At 43.0% G+C, this 17,783-nt stretch carries 14 protein-coding genes and 2 pseudogenes; 11 read left to right on the top strand and 5 right to left on the bottom strand.

Annotated elements, in window-relative coordinates:
* Positions 1 to 115, bottom strand: a pseudogene (locus V7L05_RS18470) (hypothetical protein); the annotation flags it as partial.
* Positions 116 to 156: 41 nt separating this feature from the next.
* Between V7L05_RS18470 and V7L05_RS18465 the strand changes: the two are divergent.
* The 3 genes from V7L05_RS18465 (at position 157) to V7L05_RS18455 (ending at position 5,640) form a co-directional block, all read left to right on the top strand.
* Positions 157 to 2,616 carry a two-partner secretion domain-containing protein gene (locus V7L05_RS18465; protein ID WP_442937873.1) on the top strand — a complete coding sequence of 820 codons (2,460 nt, stop codon included), beginning with the start codon at positions 157 to 159 and terminating at the stop codon, positions 2,614 to 2,616.
* Positions 2,617 to 2,698: 82 nt separating this feature from the next.
* Positions 2,699 to 5,422: an S-layer family protein gene (locus V7L05_RS18460; protein WP_335166126.1), complete on the top strand. Its 2,724-nt coding sequence runs from the start codon at positions 2,699 to 2,701 to the stop codon at positions 5,420 to 5,422.
* Between the two features lie 62 nt (positions 5,423 to 5,484).
* Entirely contained in the window at positions 5,485 to 5,640 is a 156-nt protein-coding gene (locus V7L05_RS18455) for a hypothetical protein (RefSeq protein WP_335166124.1), read from the top strand.
* Positions 5,641 to 5,736: 96 nt separating this feature from the next.
* Here the strand turns inward: V7L05_RS18455 and V7L05_RS18450 are convergent, their stop codons facing one another.
* On the bottom strand, positions 5,737 to 6,255 hold the full coding sequence (locus V7L05_RS18450; protein WP_335166122.1) for a phosphoribosyltransferase: 519 nt from the start codon (positions 6,253 to 6,255) through the stop codon (positions 5,737 to 5,739).
* A gap of 82 nt (positions 6,256 to 6,337) precedes the next feature.
* Between V7L05_RS18450 and V7L05_RS18445 the strand changes: the two genes are divergently transcribed.
* Entirely contained in the window at positions 6,338 to 7,789 is a 1,452-nt protein-coding gene (locus tag V7L05_RS18445; RefSeq protein WP_335166120.1) for an MFS transporter, read from the top strand.
* A gap of 309 nt (positions 7,790 to 8,098) precedes the next feature.
* Here V7L05_RS18445 and V7L05_RS18440 read toward each other — a convergent pair whose 3' ends face one another.
* On the bottom strand, positions 8,099 to 9,700 hold the full coding sequence (locus V7L05_RS18440; protein ID WP_335166118.1) for a peptide ligase PGM1-related protein: 1,602 nt from the start codon (positions 9,698 to 9,700) through the stop codon (positions 8,099 to 8,101).
* 484 nt (positions 9,701 to 10,184) lie between these two features.
* Here V7L05_RS18440 and V7L05_RS18435 point away from each other — a divergent pair, with 484 nt between their 5' ends.
* Together V7L05_RS18435 and V7L05_RS18430 are read left to right on the top strand one after the other, a co-directional pair.
* The gene (locus V7L05_RS18435) at positions 10,185 to 11,066 is read left to right on the top strand and encodes an SDR family oxidoreductase (RefSeq protein WP_335166130.1); all 882 of its coding nucleotides are present in this window, start codon (positions 10,185 to 10,187) and stop codon (positions 11,064 to 11,066) included.
* Positions 11,067 to 11,291: 225 nt separating this feature from the next.
* The gene (locus V7L05_RS18430; protein WP_335166116.1) at positions 11,292 to 11,549 is read left to right on the top strand and encodes a hypothetical protein; all 258 of its coding nucleotides are present in this window, start codon (positions 11,292 to 11,294) and stop codon (positions 11,547 to 11,549) included.
* A gap of 136 nt (positions 11,550 to 11,685) precedes the next feature.
* On the opposite strand, the pseudogene V7L05_RS18425 reads toward V7L05_RS18430, so the two are convergent.
* Positions 11,686 to 11,895: pseudogene (locus V7L05_RS18425) on the bottom strand (magnesium transporter MgtE N-terminal domain-containing protein); the annotation flags it as partial.
* 548 nt (positions 11,896 to 12,443) lie between these two features.
* Positions 12,444 to 12,899 carry a hypothetical protein gene (locus V7L05_RS18420; RefSeq protein ID WP_335166114.1) on the bottom strand — a complete coding sequence of 152 codons (456 nt, stop codon included), beginning with the start codon at positions 12,897 to 12,899 and terminating at the stop codon, positions 12,444 to 12,446.
* Between the two features lie 326 nt (positions 12,900 to 13,225).
* Between V7L05_RS18420 and V7L05_RS18415 the strand changes: the two genes are divergently transcribed.
* The 5 genes from V7L05_RS18415 (at position 13,226) to gshB (ending at position 17,013) form a co-directional block, all read left to right on the top strand.
* Positions 13,226 to 13,321, top strand: coding sequence for a transposase (locus tag V7L05_RS18415; RefSeq protein ID WP_335166112.1), 96 nt, complete (start codon positions 13,226 to 13,228; stop codon positions 13,319 to 13,321).
* 22 nt (positions 13,322 to 13,343) lie between these two features.
* Positions 13,344 to 13,706 (top strand): transposase, encoded by a 363-nt coding sequence (locus V7L05_RS18410; RefSeq protein ID WP_442937874.1) that lies wholly within the window; start codon positions 13,344 to 13,346, stop codon positions 13,704 to 13,706.
* Between the two features lie 312 nt (positions 13,707 to 14,018).
* Positions 14,019 to 14,861 carry an XDD4 family exosortase-dependent surface protein gene (locus V7L05_RS18405; protein WP_335166110.1) on the top strand — a complete coding sequence of 281 codons (843 nt, stop codon included), beginning with the start codon at positions 14,019 to 14,021 and terminating at the stop codon, positions 14,859 to 14,861.
* Between the two features lie 758 nt (positions 14,862 to 15,619).
* On the top strand, positions 15,620 to 15,892 hold the full coding sequence (gene grxC / locus V7L05_RS18400; RefSeq protein WP_335166108.1) for a glutaredoxin 3: 273 nt from the start codon (positions 15,620 to 15,622) through the stop codon (positions 15,890 to 15,892).
* 146 nt (positions 15,893 to 16,038) lie between these two features.
* On the top strand, positions 16,039 to 17,013 hold the full coding sequence (gshB, locus tag V7L05_RS18395; protein ID WP_335166106.1) for a glutathione synthase: 975 nt from the start codon (positions 16,039 to 16,041) through the stop codon (positions 17,011 to 17,013).
* Positions 17,014 to 17,783: the final 770 nt, after the last annotated feature.

Below are 17,783 nucleotides of genomic sequence, written 5' to 3'. Positions count from 1 at the left end.
TTTCGGCGACTCCATTTGCTATTTCGGCGACTCCATTTGCTATTTCGGCGACTCCATTTGCTATTTCGGCGACTCCATTTGCTATTTCGGCGACTTCATTTGCCACAAAAACCATTTTGGGCATCCTAAATACAACGTCTAAATAAAGGCTTGGCAATGACAACGATCTCTTTTTGTTTAGGTCTGTGCGGTGGATTAGTGCCGTTGATGTTAATCCCACTTTGGTGCGGCTTTGCCAACGCCCAGGTAACTCCTGATGGCACATTGAATACTACTGTCTCTCAAACTGGCAATAACTTTACCATCACCAACGGTAATCGAGTTGGCAACAATCTGTTCCACAGTTTCAGCCAATTCTCAGTTCCTACCAACGGCTCTGCTTTCTTTAACAACGCCTCAGATATTCAAAATATCTTCAGCCGCGTCACTGGAGGCAGTGTTTCCCAAATTGATGGTTTAATACGGGCGAATGGTAGCGCTAATCTGTTTCTGCTCAATCCCAGTGGGATTATTTTCGGCGCAAATGCTCAATTGAATATTGGCGGATCGTTTATTGGTACAACTGCTAATAGTATTAAATTTGCCGATGGTATTGAGTTTAGCGCGATTAATTCCCAAACTACCCCACTGTTGAGTATCAATGTTCCCCTTGGGTTGCAACTAGGTAGCAATCCTGCATCAGTAACCGTTCAAGGCAGAGGATATGCCTTAATCAATCCCAGTAGTCTAGCTTCCATCACTCGCACTCCTAGTCCGACAGAACTGCGGGTACAGCCTGGAAAAACCCTAGCATTGGTGGGTGGCGATCTACATCTGAATGGGGCAACCCTGACTGCTGAACAAGGGCGAATTGAATTGGGTAGTTTGGGTGGTGCAGGGTTAGTTAGCCTGGTGCAAAATACTCAGGGGTATACACTTGGGTATGGAAATGCACAAAGCTATGGTGACATTCAACTTGCCCAAAAATCCCTACTAGATGTCAGTGGGGTAAATGCAGGTTCTGTTCAGGTGCAGGGTAAAGAGATTCAATTTACGGATGGCTCGCTGGTGCTGGCACAAAATCTCGGTAATCTCCCTGGTGGAGACTTGCATTTTCAGGCATCAGAAGCAATCGATATAACTGGTTTAACTGGGGTTCGCAGTGAAACTTTAGGCGTTGGAACGGGCGCGAACATCAGCATCATTACTCCCCGATTGAGCCTCCAGCAGGGAGCAGGATTAAATAGCCTAACCTATGGAGCATCTGCCAGTGGCAATATTCACATTGATGCAACCGCGATCGATCTGTCTGGCTTCCCACCCACTAATCCTACTAGCGTTACTGCCATTAATACTGACACACTAGGCACTGGGAATGCTGGTGATGTTTTCGTAAATGGCAATAGTCTACTAATATCGGATGGAGCCTCATTGTCTTCGGTGACATTTGGTAGTGGCTCCAGTGGTAAAGTTACAATTCAGAATAAAAATACTACAGTAATGGGAGAAAATCCTTTTGGACTTTATAGCAACATTAGTATAACTACGTTTGCGACCGGAAATACCAAAGACTTGATACTCGATACTGCCAATTTAAAAATTTTGGATGGAGGAACAGTTGGTTCATCCGCATTCTTTATTGGTAATGGGGGAAATGTAAGCATCAATGCTACCGAATCGATCGCAATTAGTGGTAGCAGTCGTAACAATAAAAGTAGCATAAACTCGTCTAGCCTCCACTTGAATCCGCAATTGCGTCAAGTCTTTAGTTTGCCAGATATACTGACGGCAAATGCAGGTAATGTTAGCGTTATTACACCCAACTTGACGCTGACAGATGGCGGGACAGTCAGTGTCACCAGTCAAGGTAGCGGCAATGGTGGCAGTCTCAACATCACAGCCAATACTATCCGATTAGACCGTCAAGGAAGCATCCAGGCAAAAACAGAATCAGGTAATGGAGGTAATATCGCCTTAGAAGTTGGGAAATTGTTGGTGCTGCGTGACAATAGCGCGATCGCCGCAACAGCAGGCGGTAATGGTAATGGAGGTAATATAAACATTAATGCACCGATCATCGTCGGCTTAGAAAACAGTGACATTATTGCTAATGCTTTTAATGGTAATGGCGGTAACATCAACATTACCACTCAAGGCATCTTTGGGCTGAAGTACCGCGATCGCCTCACCTCAGAAAGTGACATCACCGCCAGTTCCCAATTTGGGGTGAGTGGCACTGTTCAAGTTAATACTATCGGTATCGATCCAAATTCCGGCTTAGTCGAACTACCAGCAAATGTCACCGACCCATCGCAGCAAATTGCTACAGGCTGCGCGGGTAGTCAAGGCAGCAGTTTTGTGGCAACGGGACGGGGTGGTATTGCTGAGAACCCAACAGAACAAGTGACGAGCCATGTCTACGACGGGCTACGCCTACGCACTTGGGCTGATATCCGCGACATCTCTGCATACCGCAAAGCTGGTGAGGTGACAACCCAAATTCCCCCATTCCCAGAGGTTCTTGTCCAAGCTACTTCCTGGCATCGCAACGCCCAAGGCAAAATCGAGTTAGTTGCAGATAAACCTTCTACTCAGGTGCAACAACCATTAACCTGTGCTGCTGTTCCAAAAATTTAATCATGTTATTAATCATGCCCTGAAAGGGAACTCTAAGTTTAAATCAGAAAAGGAAGTTTTTGGTATGAGAGCGATGTCTACGATGGTCCCTGAGCTTTGTCGAAGTGCGGGCTACGCCTACGCTTTTCTATCTACACTTACAATTGGGTTCTTGAGTTCCGCTCTGGTACTACCAGCCATACTCCTTTGGAGTCGCGGCGCGATCGCACAGGTGACATCCGATGGTACAACTAACACTATTGTCAACTCAAACGGTAATAATTTCACAATTATTAACGGTATTGAAAAAGGTAATAATTTATTTCACAGCTTCAGTAATTTCTCTGTGCCTACGGGTGCTTGGGCCAGATTCGATTTAATTAACACACCAAATATTAAAACTATATTTAGTCGGGTTACAGGTGGAAATATTTCTAATATTGATGGGTTAATTAGCACGCTTAATAGTAATAACGCGGTAAGTTTGTTTTTGATGAATCCTGCCGGGATTGTGTTTGGGGCAAATGCCCGCTTGAATATTGGTGGCTCCTTTCTGGGGACGACGGCGAATAGTATTAAGTTTGCCGATGGGACGGAATTTAGTGCTGTGAATGCTTCGGGTACTCCTTTGCTGACTATAAGTGTACCTGTGGGTTTGCAACTTGGGGCAAATGCTGGAGCGATACAAGTTCAAGGGGCAGACTTGCGAGTTCAAACCGGACAAACACTAGGGTTAGTTGGTAGTCAAATCGACATGACAGGGGCAAAACTGACGGCACCAGATGGGCATATCGAACTATGGGCTGTGCAGAATGCAGGGATTCAAATGGAAAATCAAGCTCAATGGCAACTGACGAGTCCTGCTGATACAGCAAAGTGGGGTACAATTTCCTTAAAACAATCTTCATTGGTTGATGCGAGTGGAATTAACGGTGGAGGAATTAACATCCGTGGACGTGGGTTGACCGTGCAGGATGGGTCGAATATTAGTTCCAGTACCTCGGCTGGGCAAGGTAAAGGCATTACCATTCAAACGACAGAATTTGCCGAGTTTTTGGGAGTCTCTGCTCCAGGACAACTTCTTCTTGCTGGTGTTAACACATCGGTAGGCAATCAATTTAGCTTTTTTCCACCATCAGGACCGCCAACAACCGGACAAGCAGGAAATATAACCATCGAAACCAATCGCTTGCGGTTAGCCAATGGCGCTTGGATTCAGTCCTCAACATCTGGCAACAACTCTATCGCAGGAGACATTACCATCCACGCTGCCGATGTGGATATGGTCGGAGACGAAACATCTTTTTTTTTGGGCATTGTGAATACGATTGGCACGTTCATCAGCTTTGGAAACAACAATCAGAGTGGACGGGTTGCTGTCGATGCCCAACGGATTCGCCTGCTCGATGGCGATCGCATCAGTAGCAGTTTGTTGGCAGGGAATGGTACAGCAGGAGAAGTCTCAATTCGGGCTGTGGAGAGCCTTGAGATTCGGGGAGCCAACCACTACGGCATAACCAGTGCTGTTCTCGCTTCGATCGAAGGTGGAGCAACAGGGCAGGGTGGTCGAATCACAATTGACGCAGGGAGTCTGATTTTAGCTAACGGTGGAACTATTACCAGTGGACTAGCAGGTGCTAACAACACACTATTTGGATCGATGCCGGGGGCGCAGGGTACGGCTGGAAGTATTGATATTCGGGCAAGGGAGGTACAAGTTAGCGATCCATTAATTGATACCTACAGCAACAGCATCGCTGGGATCACGGCTTCTGTGGGCAATGGTGCTGTAGGTTCTGGTGGAACGATTAACCTAACTGCTGATAACCTACGGGTATTCAATGGCGGACAGATCACCTCTTCCAGCCAGGGTCAGGGAAATGCGGGCAATATTAACTTACAAGTTAAAAACATTGATATCCAGGGTATATCTCAACCTTTAACTAACGGTCAAATTCTGCCCAGTGCGATCACAGCATCTTCGACAACTAATTTTAACGCCGGAACGATAAATATTACATCTGGCACAGTTAAAGTACGTAATACTGCGGAAGTTACCGTGAGCAATATAGGAAGCGGAGATGCAGGTAATTTGAATATTACAGCCAATAATATTTTCCTCGACAATAAAGCCAGTCTGCGATCGGAAGTCAAAGGAGGTAGTCAAGGTAACATTCACCTCCAAGCAAATGATGTTTTGCTGTTACGTCGTGACAGTAATATTACAACTAATGCCACTGGTACTTCTACCGGAGGTAACATTGATATTACTGCTGGAGCTATTATTGCCGTTCCTGACGAAGATAGCCATATCGTTGCCAATGCGGTACTCGGAAGCGGTGGAAATATTCAAATCACCACCCAAGGCATCTTTGGGCTGAAGTACCGTCCCCAACTCACCCTAGAAAGTGACATCACCGCCAGTTCCCAATTTGGGGTTAACGGTACAGTTGATATTAATAATATTGGTATCGATCCAAATTCCGGCTTAGTCGAACTACCAGCAAATGTCACCGACCCATCCCAGCAAATTGCTACAGGTTGCGCGGGTAGTCAAGGCAGCAGTTTTGTAGCGACGGGGCGGGGTGGAATACCGCAAAATCCCCTTCAACAAGTGACGAGCGAGCGCACTTGGGCTGACATCCGCGATATCTCTGCATACCGAAAAATCGGCGAAGTCACAGCCCAAATATCATCATCCCCAGAGGTTCTTGTCCAAGCTACTTCCTGGCATCGTAATGCCCAAGGCAAAATCGAGTTAGTTGCAGATAAACCTTCTACTCAGGTGCAGCAACCATTAACCTGTGCTGCTCTTCGCAAAATTTAATCATGTTATTAATCATGCAATTTCGGGAACTCTAACTTGAAATCAGTTAAAGGAAGTTTTTGGTGATGAGAGCCATACCATTTCTATTTATATTAACAAGTGGGTTCTTGAGTTCCGCTCTACTACCAGCGATACTGCTTTGGAGTCGCGGTGCGATCGCCTCACCCCAGAAAACGACATCACCGCTAGTTCCGAATTTGGTATTAACGGTACAGTAGGTACAATTCAATGATAGTGCCACTCAAAAGGAATGATCGCTGGAGGAGAGCAGGCGATCGCCGATCTATGTAAAATTAATTTTGTTTAGGTATTTATCAACACGGTTGATTTACCTTAGCCGCGAGTTGTGCGGGGTTCATCTGCTCGTAGTGTTCAAAGGGTTGGTGAATCCAGGGGTTGTCAGCCAAGTAATCGACATAATAATCGGGTGCTATAACTGAGCAGGCTTTATACCAAAGTACGGCGGTGCGAATTTCCTCAATCGGAAAATCAATATTTTGCTTGAGCCAAGGTATAGTCTGTTGCAGTGTGATCCCAGAATCTACTAAGTCATCCACTAAGAGAATGCGCGAACCTAACTTTTCGGCGGTCATTGTCAAGTGGCGCGAGAAAATTAAATTACTTCTTTCTTGTTTGCCAGCGCCACTGTAAGATGAGGTTGCTAAAATTGCCAGTGGTTGCTGGTATATACGGGAAAGAATATCTCCAACTCGTAGTCCTCCTCTAGCAAGACAGATAATCTGGTTAAATTCCCAACCGGATTCATAAATCTGAATAGCCAGTTGTTCAATTTTTTGGTGATAATCTGACCAAGAAACATAAAGGTCTGGCATAAGTCTAACGGGAGTGGTAGATAGCTAGTATTGAAGGCGATGCGATCGCAAACTCTATATTTTAGTATGAGCGCAAGTTATTATGAACGATTCTGCTGCTGATGGCGATGCCCAACGAGATCCTAAGAGTCAAAAACTCGACTTTAAAACAAAACTCGCTTACGGTGCTGGGGATTTAGGCCCAGCAATTACTGCAAATATCTCCGTTTTTTATCTGCTGTTTTTCTTTACCAATATCGCTGGTATTCCTGCGGGTTTAGCTGGCAGTATTTTGATGATTAGCAAAATCTGGGATGGCATAAATGATCCGGTTATCGGCTTCCTGAGCGATAAAACGAAATCTCGTCGCTGGGGTCGTCGTCTTCCTTGGATGTTTTATGGAGCAATTCCCTTTGGAATTTTCTTCTTCTTGCAGTGGATTGTACCGCAATTTAGGGCAAATCAGAGTGATAATATTTGGCCGCTGTTCTGGTATTACGTGGCAATTGGGGTGCTATCTCAGTCCTTTTTCACGGTTGTGAATTTGCCTTATACGGCGATGACTCCAGAACTAACTCAAGATTACGACGAACGCACCGGACTTAACAGCTTTCGCTTTACATTTTCCATTGGTGGTAGCATTCTGTCGTTGATTTTAGCGCAAATTGTTTTTTCCCAAATTGCCGATCGCCAACAACGATATCTCGTTTTAGCAGCAATTTGTACGGTAATTTCGATTTTGGCATTATATTGGTGCGTTTTTGGAGTCCGCGATCGCATCCTGGCTTTTGAGGCCAAACGCATCCAAGCCGAAGAACCTGCATCTCTCCCCTTCTTGGAACAGCTAAAAATTGTTTTTAGCAACCGACCTTTTCTATTTGTGATTGGTATATATCTTTTTTCTTGGCTAGGTGTGCAAATTACAGCCAGCATTATTCCCTATTTTGTAGTCAATTATATGCGCCTTACAGAATCAGATGTGCCCACATTGCTGATTGCAGTGCAAGGAACTGCCCTGCTGATGCTATTTGTCTGGGGGGCGTTGAGTAAAAAAATCGGCAAAAAACTTGTTTATTTTATGGGAATGAGTTTATGGATTATAGCTGCTGCCGGATTATTTTTCTTACAACCTGGTCAAATAGTTTTGATGTATGTGATGGCTGTGATGGCGGGTGTTGGTGTATCCACAGCTTATCTAATTCCCTGGTCAATGATTCCAGATGTGATTGAATTAGATGAACTCCAAACCGGACAACGCAGAGAAGGTATTTTTTATGGCTTCATGGTTTTGCTACAAAAATTTGGTTTAGCTTTCGGGCTGTTTTTGGTGGGAAATGCTTTGCAAGTATCGGGTTTCAAAGCATCTGTAGCCGGAAGTCCACTACCCATCCAACCGGAATCCGCACTGTTTGCGATTCGCGTTGCTGTTGGCCCCATACCTACAGTTTGTTTGATTCTGGGCTTAGTTTTAACGTATTTTTACCCGATTACCCGCGAGATGCACGCAGAAATTATGCTGAAACTCAAAGAACGGCAAGAGAAGAAGGGGAGTTAAAGAAGTCGGAAGTCGGAAGTCGGAAGTAAAGTTTTGTAATGGGGATTTAGCGCAAAGTGCGGTCTTGGGGTCTCCCCAAGAGGAGCAACTTTGTAAGACAGACCCCAACACAAAACTTGCCGCTTGATAGTTGCTTTTTACTTACAGCAATTTTCATTGAAATCGGCGGGAAACTCCATCCCCTCGTAGGTGGAGAGGGATAGCCGCCCCGCCGCTTAGGGCATTGGGCATTGGTAACTTCTTCGCCATGCCCTATGCCCCATTCCCCATGCCCAAAAACTCCACCCACAAGGGGATGGAGTTTTTTATTTAACTATGTTCATCCCAAGCCACGGGAAAGGAATAATCTGAAAATGCGGAGAAATCATGATTTTCGCTGCGGGTTTCTTCATCCAGAACTTTGACAACTTTGTTATAAATGTCTTGTGCTTGTTGCGGGGAATCACCGATGCTGGTTAATCCCAACTTGCCAAACTGCGAAAGGCAACCCATAAGATGAAACACTGTGCCCGTTTCAGTCCCAGTGTCGAAGTGTAGTCTCTGGTCAGCGATGATATCCATTAAATCATTCGGCAATAATCCCTGATAGCGCTCTTTTTGGAGATTATCAGTGGCAATGTAATATTTTGGACGACCTTGCTGACTATAAAATAAGCCCGTGGAAAGGTCATAGCGACCGTTTGTTAATAATTTCAGGGTCATGAATGGATGAGTTGTGCCGCCTTTACGCAGGTTAATTTCGATCGCCTGAATATCCCAGTCTCCGTTACCTTTGTCAACGGCGATAAAATCTACGCCATATCGCTCTAAAGTGCCTTTCTCTGCTAGCTTTCTGCCAACTTGTAATCCCAATTGCTGTAATTCCAATCGATAGCTTTCATCAGCCGGGAAGCGACAACCAAGGTAAATCTGACCGTCTGGGCCTCCGAGAATTTGGTCGTGGGTTGAAAGAATTTCGACTTCGCCATTGGGTGTGATCCGTCCTTGGACACTGGGCGATCGCTTAATTTTCCCTTCCACAAATGCTTCGGAAATTGCCCCTAATTCTGTGATTCTTCCCGAAAAATTGTCCCAAGTCTCTTGTTTTGCTTGAAAGCGCATTGTTGAGAAGCGATCGCTAATTGCTGCTACCCTTTGGGCATGAGTACCTTTGTCGGGTGCTAAATTCTGAATCGGTCTGAGATCGAGCAATGCATTCCCCTCTCCAGAAATGCCTTCATTAAGTTTTACCACTACCCGTTGTAATGTTGGTTGTCGTTCCCACAAATCACTAGTAGCTTCTGCCAAATCTGTGTGGTTCCAAACTTTTTCGCTGCCATCTGGATGTGGTACTCCGCTTTCAGCAAAGATTTGCCGACTACCACTTTTTGTCCCCCAAATCTGTAACTCTGGTGCGGCAGCATACAGGGGTACACCTAATTTTAAAGACAATTCGCCTTCCCAATGCGAAGAGTTGTAGCAGATCATAAATGATTTGTCTAGCCTCAAAGCTTGATGAATTCGCTCTAACAGGCGGGGGCGTTCTAAAATCTTTTGGCTCAGAGGCTTAAGGGAGGAATCGTAAGTAGAAAGTAGCAGCAAGCGATTGCGAGCATGAGAAAAGGGAATTCCTGGCAACAGTTGCAGATAATAATCAATGATACTAGGATGTAGCGGTACTGATGTTACATAAACTAGTCTAGTCCGGGGATTTTGCAACCGAATTAAGGAAAATAGTAATCTTTCTTCATAATGTTCGCAGCCTTCGATCTTTTGGAGTTCGCGCTGGTCGAGACTCAGAGAGGGAATAATTAAAATATCCGCTTCAGTATTGTCAAATAGCTCGCTCGTTTTCCAGCGATCGCGCAGGGTTAATTGTAAGTGGCGAAACTTTTCAGCCTGCTCTAACTCGGAAATATTTAGTGTTGCCATAACCCCTGCTCTCTAATAATCCCAATGTAGCGCACCACGCAGGCTTTTGGACAATTAGTTGGGAGTATTGCTATATATATTTTGTCATGTTAAATATTGAGATTTGCTCGTAGTCAGCGACAAGAGATAATTATAAACCTAATTTAGTAACTCTGATTTGCTTAATTTATTTTCAGTCTTAAGGGTGAGCAAATTCCAGCTTACTTTACCTCTAAGGAGCGATAAAGTACAACAACATAATAGTTAACTTGAAAGCAGATGAAAAGGATAAATTCTTCATCAGATGCGAGTGGTGTACTTGCTTTTCGTGGTTAGGTGAATAGCGATTTTAAGTATAAATATCTGAAATTGCCAATGGCTAGTGGGAGCCAAAGCGAAAAATAAACCTTGGGTTGAATTTTCGATCCAAGGTTTACTATTGCAATGAGGAGTGGGGGGAAATAACCAATGCCCAATTCAATATACAATTACCAAGACAAAACCTATGGCTAAATCAAAAGAGCAAAAAGAGCAAAAAGAAAAAAAATTACAGCCGCCACAGCAACAAGAAACACCAGGTGTTGAATCAGAAATGACACCAAAACCCAAAGCAGATGATGCCCAGTATCGGGGTAGTGGCAAGTTACAAGATAAAGTAGCATTGATTACGGGTGCAGATAGTGGTATTGGTCGTGCTGTAGCGATCGCATTTGCTAAAGAAGGTGCAAATGTAGCCATCCTTTACCTCAATGAACACGACGATGCCAAAGAAACAAAAAATTTGGTAAAAAAACAAGGGCGTCGCGCAGTAACCATTGCAGGCGATATTGGCGATGAAACTTTTTGTCAGCAAGCTATACAACAAACAATTGATGAGCTTGGCAAACTCGATATTCTCGTCAACAACGCCGCCGAACAACATCCCAAAGAAAGTATCGAGGAAATCACCAAAGAACAACTAGAGCGTACTTTTCGCACTAATATATTCTCGATGTTTTTCATGACTAAAGCTGCACTTAAGCATTTACAAGCAGGCAGTTCTATCATCAATACCACATCGGTAACAGCTTATAAAGGCAACCCACAACTACTAGATTACTCCTCTACAAAAGGTGCGATCGTTGCCTTTACTCGCTCCTTATCACAAAATTTGGTATCAAAAGGAATTCGCGTTAATGCTGTCGCACCAGGGCCAATTTGGACACCTTTAATACCCTCAACTTTTCCCAAAGAGAAGGTTGAAACTTTTGGCAAACAAGTACCAATGGAACGAGCCGGACAACCAGAAGAAGTTGCTCCTAGCTACGTATTTTTAGCCTCTGATGATGCTTCTTATATGTCTGGACAAGTGTTACATGTCAATGGTGGAGAAGTTGTCAATGGGTAAGTAAAATAGTTAGGAGTCATTCAATTTTGGATTTTAGATTTTTCTTTAAATCCAAAATCTAAAATCTAAAATTGCTAGATTTGGGAGTGAGAAATTTTTACTTCTTCATTCTTCACTCCTAAGTCCTAACTCTACCCTCATTGTCTTCCATTGGAGGGATGAGTAAATGTTGAAATATTGATAATCTATGTAGCAGCAAACATTTAAGAAATAATAACTACGGCTATGGCATCTCCTACACCACTGCATGGCACGGAACTAGTAGATTGTGCTAGAGCAAATGCCAAGGAAGGAATTGAAACTGCTGCTTATCAATGTGGCTATGGTCAAGACCTCAACAAATTTGCACAACAACTCAGACAAGCTTGTGAAGAAATGAATTTACAAGTGAAGGAACTTAGCGGATTGATTACTGATCAGGACTTGATACTACAATTGGGTACTGGCGAAATCGTTGCTCCAAAAACGGAATCAGAATTGTAGAAGTTAGTCATTTGTCATTTGTTATAGCAGATTAGTGCCTATAGCGATCGCTACTTCTAATCATCGTTACAGAAAATAAGCCCAGACAGTAGCGATCGCACCTAACATTCCTCCCAATAATGCTCTAGCGTAGACGCTTCTTCGGTTTGTCGTCAGATATCGCCTCCTGGTCGATTACCTCCAATACTCTAGACGACATTTGATCGACAATATCGCGGACTTCCTGGCTTTTAAGTTTCTCGATTAACCGTTCTTGAACACTGTAGTCGAGATATTCATAAACCTCCATCGCCTCATCCTTAGAAAACAAGCGAAAAGTCAAAGCGTCCATTGTTTCTGCCAAACCCTAGTGGTCTGTCAAACCCATTTTGACGGTTGGAGAGACGCGATAAATCGCCGTCTCAACAGAAAATTTATTCGTCAATTATTTCTTGACAAACTACTAGTCTAGGATAAACTTTTAAAACCTCGTTTCCAGCCAGAGGCTGGAAATGCACCTCATCGCGGCAGAGCCTCAGAGCTTCCTAGTACAGTTCGGCGGAAATAAACCACCCATTTCAAACCAATGAAACGCTTACCCTGTATTTATTTTTAACGTGAGTTCGACGAACCTAAAAAGTCGCAACAGGCAAAGCAGGTAAACCTTTAGGGTTAATATCTATTGAAGCCCTAACCAGTAACTATAGTCAATTCAGCCCGTCCAACTCACGTCTCATTAATGAGGCTCAGAACTTCGTTGACGAGTCTTTGATACTCATTAATGAAGCTTGTAACTCCATTAATGAGTCTTTGATACTCATTAATGAAGCTTAGAACTCCATTAATGAGGCTTTGATACTCATTAATGAAGCTCAGAACGCCATTAATGAGTCTTTGATAATGAACGCGGATGGATTAACCACGACCCCAGTCGCGCTCGCGCTCATAACGAAGGTTATTTTCACGAATATTGCGAAGGTTATTCTCGCGGTCATAGCGGCGATTATTCTCGCGGTCATAGCGACGGTTATTCTCGCGGTCATAGCGACGGTTATTCTCGCGGTCATAGCGGCGATTATTCTCGCGGTCATAGCGGCGATTATTCTCGCGGTCATAGCGACGGTTATTCTCGCGGTCATAGCGATAGTTATTGTCACGAATGTTGCGAAGATTATTCTCGCGCTCATAATCACCATCTCTGTGGTGACGACTCTCACGTTCGTAGTTACCATCATCGTTGCGATGATAGCTGTAGTTATCTAACTCAGCAAGATAAGACACTGGTGCTTTCGCATCAGCTTTTGGAGAAATAGCCAAAGCTGAAGCAGATGCTATCAAGCCGGCCAGAAAAATTGAGGTAAAGCGGTTCATGATGTGAGTCGCAAGCTGTTGATAGTAATTTATGCAAGTCTAGTCTGTTTAGGAAGAGCAGATTCCACAAGTCTTTGAATCAATTCTATCAGTGTTGAATAACTCGAAAAGTTTTCTTGGGTGCGATGATTGAGAAAAGTTTTGTCGTCTGTGATACTTTCTGACTTTCTACAGGGAGCATCTCAATGAGTGTAAAAAGCCTTGTAAAACCTCACCCCAATAAAAGTTTGTCATCGATGTCGTGCACACGCGCATAACGTATTTAAAGGATTAGTCAAATGGGGTAAAAATTCACCTTCGTTGGCAATGCAGGTTTTAAACTTCATTTGATTATTAATGACCGGGGAGAATTGCTGGCATTTAAACTAACCAGTGCAAATGTCGATGACCGTAAGCCAGTACCAGATATGACGAAGGATTAAGAAAGTAACGCCAGTTGCAACAATCTTTGGCTCGCCGCCCAACGCACTGGCTCAACTATTTGGTGACAGAGGATATATCTCACAAAAGTTATTTGAGGAGTTATATGAACGGGGGTTACAGTTAGTTACTCGTTCTAAGAAAAATATGAAAAATCGCTTGGTAAAATTAATTTATAAAATTCTTTTACGCAAGCGTGCTGTCATTGAGTCGGTTAATGACCAACTGAAAAATATGTGTCAAATTGAACATTCTAGGCATCGAAGTGGTTTCCATTTTTTGGTCAACTTGATGGCTGGTTTAGCTGCTTACACTTATTTGCCTAAAAAACCCTCACTTGATATTTATCCTAAAGACTTACAGTCCCTTCCTCTTGCCGTTTTTTAGTTCATCGAACTCACGTTAATATATTGAATTTTGAAGTGCAGAATGTGGGTTAAAAATAGAAGCTTAATTAATCAAGTTGATTCTGCATCATTTAAGCTCAAAAAAATTTCCTAAGTGGAAATGCTGAAAATACTTAATGAATTGGTTAAAACTATGTTGTTTATCCCCAATTTAAAGTTCTGGTTAATCTTAATGCATAACGTAGGCAAGTAATAGTTTTTTATGCCAATTTATACATGAGTAATTTTCATAAAAAAGTTATTTTAAGACGTTTTAAATGTCTTCAATAGAAAGTAAAGGAGTTTCAAGCGAGTGTCTCAACTATATTCCAAGAAGATAGTAGGTTATGCAGCCTGCTGTATATCAGCATTAGCTGTACTGACAGTTTCGCTGATGCCGAAAGCAGATGCAGCCTCCATGACTTTCTCAGCCACAGGTACTAATCCACTATCAGGTGGAAACAGTACAGCCCTTGCCGCGAAAGCTGTCTTTGATGACTCAATTGCAGGTAAGTTGACACTGACCCTTACTAATACAGGCCCAGGTGCATCAGCCCCTTCTGATGTTCTCACAGGAATCTTTTGGGATTATGCTGGATCTGCCTTAACAAGCTTAACGTTGTCTTCAGCCAAAGCTCCAATCGTAATCAATAATAATGTAACTACCGTAACTAATGTCGATCTTACCAAGGTGGTAGTAAATAAAACTGTTGATGTTGAATGGGGCTTTGCAAAAACTACTGCTAGCAGTGGACTTGGCGGTGATAGTGGCGTAGCTAACCCAGTAACTCAACACTACGGTCTTGGTACAGCTGGTTTTGGCATCTCGCCTGGTTTTGGTCTTTCGGGTGGACAGCAATTCGATTACGGCATTATTACTGGTTACGATAGTCCAAATTCACCAGTAAGTGGGGGGACTTTTGTGAAGAATTCTGCTACATTCGTTTTCTCAGGGCTACCTACCGGCTTTGATTCAACAAAGATTCAGAATGTTCGTTTTCAGTATGGTACTGGTTTAGATGAGCCTAGTACTTATTATATTGCTCCGCCACCTCCACCGAAAAAAGTACCTGAGCCTAGTGCAACAGTTGCCCTTGGTTTATTTGCTGTAGGTGCGCTGAGGGTTGCCAAGAAAAAGCCTCTAGTCTTAGCTTAAATGAGAACTTGAGTACTAACTGATAACTGAGTTACGCCTTATAAGCAATTCTCACAATGACACGGCTTACACAAAAAGGCAGTGAAAGCCTTGATTTAACGTAGGGGCAATTCATGAATTGCCCCTACATTTCGTAGTTGATGTGTAAGTCCTAAATGAGAAAAAAGCCACCCTGTTTTTTAAGAAAATTGATACAGATATAATTAGGACTTACGCACTGTACAAATTCATCGTGATATGAATTAACTATGCATAGGTTGTTTCAGGCTTTGATTAATTATCCTTTGATAGTAAATAGACCATGCTGTAGGGACACAGCAATGCTTATGCGTGTCAACTTAAGCCAAAACCCTTTTCAAACCTCGTTTCCAGCCAGAGGCTGGAAATGCTCTTCAATTGCGACTCTGCCGGTAGTCTTGAGGCGGCAGCCCCCTAATAGGCATTCCCAGTCGGAGACTGGGAACGAGACAATCTTAAAAGCTGCTTATAGACTGGCTTTCACTTTAAGTTGACACCAATGAGCATTGCTGTGCCCCTACGAAAGATATGGTTTTTAAACTTCTCCATATTTGGTATTTCTGTGAATGCGTAAGTCCTAATAATATCTTAGTCAAGAGTCAAGACTTTATCTCTTGGCTAATTTTTTTGATATAAACCTAGTTAGCGGCTTCTGAGGATGAAGATAAACCAGGATAAAGCAGCTACAGCCAGTGGCAAAGTTCTAAAATTAAGAAGTATTAAATCAAGTTGAGGACATTATGGCTGCAAAAGTAGAAATTTACACTTGGAGGACTTGCCCGTTTTGCATTCGTGCCAAAAGTTTGCTGAAGAACAAGGGAGTTGAATTTCTCGAATACACCATTGATGGAGACGAGGCAGCCAGAAATAAAATGGCTCAAAGGGCAAATGGACGGCGCTCTTTACCGCAAATTTTCATCAATGACGATCACATTGGTGGTTGTGATGACATCCACGCTTTAGACAGTCAAGGCAAGCTGGATGAGCTACTAACTTCTAGCAATAGCGTTTAGATTTAGAAGGTTTTGCGCTAACGACAAGAAGCCGCTGCAAATTACACGGCAACCGCTACAACTCTAGAAGGGATGTCAATTGATGAGAGCATCAAGAGATAATAATTGAATAACTATTTAATTTCTTGGTGATTGAGGTATAAAGGGTGAAACTAGCTTTTATCATTGATCCCATCCATCAGCTTGACCCGTGTCATGATACCAGCATTGCTCTGATCGAAGCAGCGCAAATCCTGGGACACGAAGTTTGGATAACTCAGGCAAATCTGCTGAGTGTGGTGGAGGGCAAAGCTTGGGCTGTCCTACAGCGAGTCGAAGTTGTACCAGTGCAGTTGGTGGAGGGACGCTGGGTAGCGGTGAATCCTTGGTATAATTTGATCGATTCCTCCTTAACTTCTTTAGAGACAATGGATGCCGTATTTATGCGGACAGATCCACCTGTCAATGATTCCTACCTCTATGCCACCTACATTCTGGATTACATTGACCAAAATAAAACCCTGGTGATTAACAGTCCTAGTGGCATCCGAGGGGCAAATGAAAAAATGTATGCCCTCCAGTTTACCAAAGCGATTCCAGAAACGATTGTCAGTGCTGATAAGCAGTTTATCCGACAATTTGTCGAAGCAAAAGGGGCAGCAGTTCTCAAACCACTGGGTAACAAAGCTGGGGAAGGAATTTTGTTTTTGCAATCAGGCGATCGCAATTTTAACTCTATTGTCGAACTCAGTACCCTCCAAGGTCGAGTGCCTGTAATGGTGCAAACCTATTTACCGGAGGCAAAAGAGGGAGATAAGCGAATTATCCTGCTCAATGGCGAACCGATTGGCGCGCTCAATCGCCTCTCTAGCGGAACTGATTTTCGCAATAATATGGCAACTGGTGGCACAGTCGCTCAAACTGGAATTACCCCAAGAGAGTATGAAATCTGTACCCAGTTAGCCGAACGCTTACGCCAAGACGGGTTAATTTTTGTGGGTATTGACGTTATCGGTGGCTACCTAACTGAGGTTAACGTCACCAGTCCCACCGGAATTCGTGAGATTGATCGTCTAGATGGTACTCGTCTTGGTTATCAGGTAATTGAATGGATTGAACAGACACTAAAAATCAAAAAATAATTTACATTTAGCTTTTCTTTTTGTTTCGTGTCCTATTCACCGGAAGTCTACTTAGTTAAATGATAATTATACAAAGGGAGGAAAAGGCTGCTTTAATTTGCCTTTTCCTCCCTTTTTTCTCCTTTAGACATAGAGCTTACAACTCTTAACATCCGTTATTTCGAGTACTTCCATCTGGCATGATAGTTCTACAAAAGATTGCACCAGCAAAATAACCCCCGTGGTCATCCTCAATATCTCCATTAGGCAATATGGTTTCATGAAAAATTACGTCAGCGTAATTCCAATCCCAATCTGATTTTCCTGTTTATGAAGCTCAAACCGAAAATCACGATTGCTGACCACTTTAATGTCATAGAAGATCCACGCATAGATCGTACCAAACGACACAATTTAATTGAGATCATGACGATTGCTAATTCAAATGGAGATAAGCAAATTTTCTGCTATAGACAGAATCAATTTTTAAAATTTATCATCATCTCAATTTTTACAATTATCTATGTCATTTTAAAATCTTGCTTAGTTTTTATTAGGAAATAAGATGCGTTTGCCCTGCATGCTGCGGTGATCTATTCGATTATTTTGCCCGATCGCTTGGCTGTGATCTTGTCTCGACCTCAAAAGCCTTTAAAATATTATGCAGCACCTCTCAAGCAAAAAGCGCTTATGCTTATAAGCTGTTACGCAGCTAAATCTAATAAACAGCATTACCTTTATTTTTAATTTTACGCTCCCATTTAATAATAAGACCTCCTTCATTCAGCAAA

It is taken from the genome of Nostoc sp., from assembly GCF_036917755.1.
Classification (GTDB): Bacteria; Cyanobacteriota; Cyanobacteriia; order Cyanobacteriales; family Nostocaceae; genus Nostoc.
Note: the sequence above shows the minus strand (reverse complement) of the source record. Positions and strands in the feature narration are given on the sequence as shown.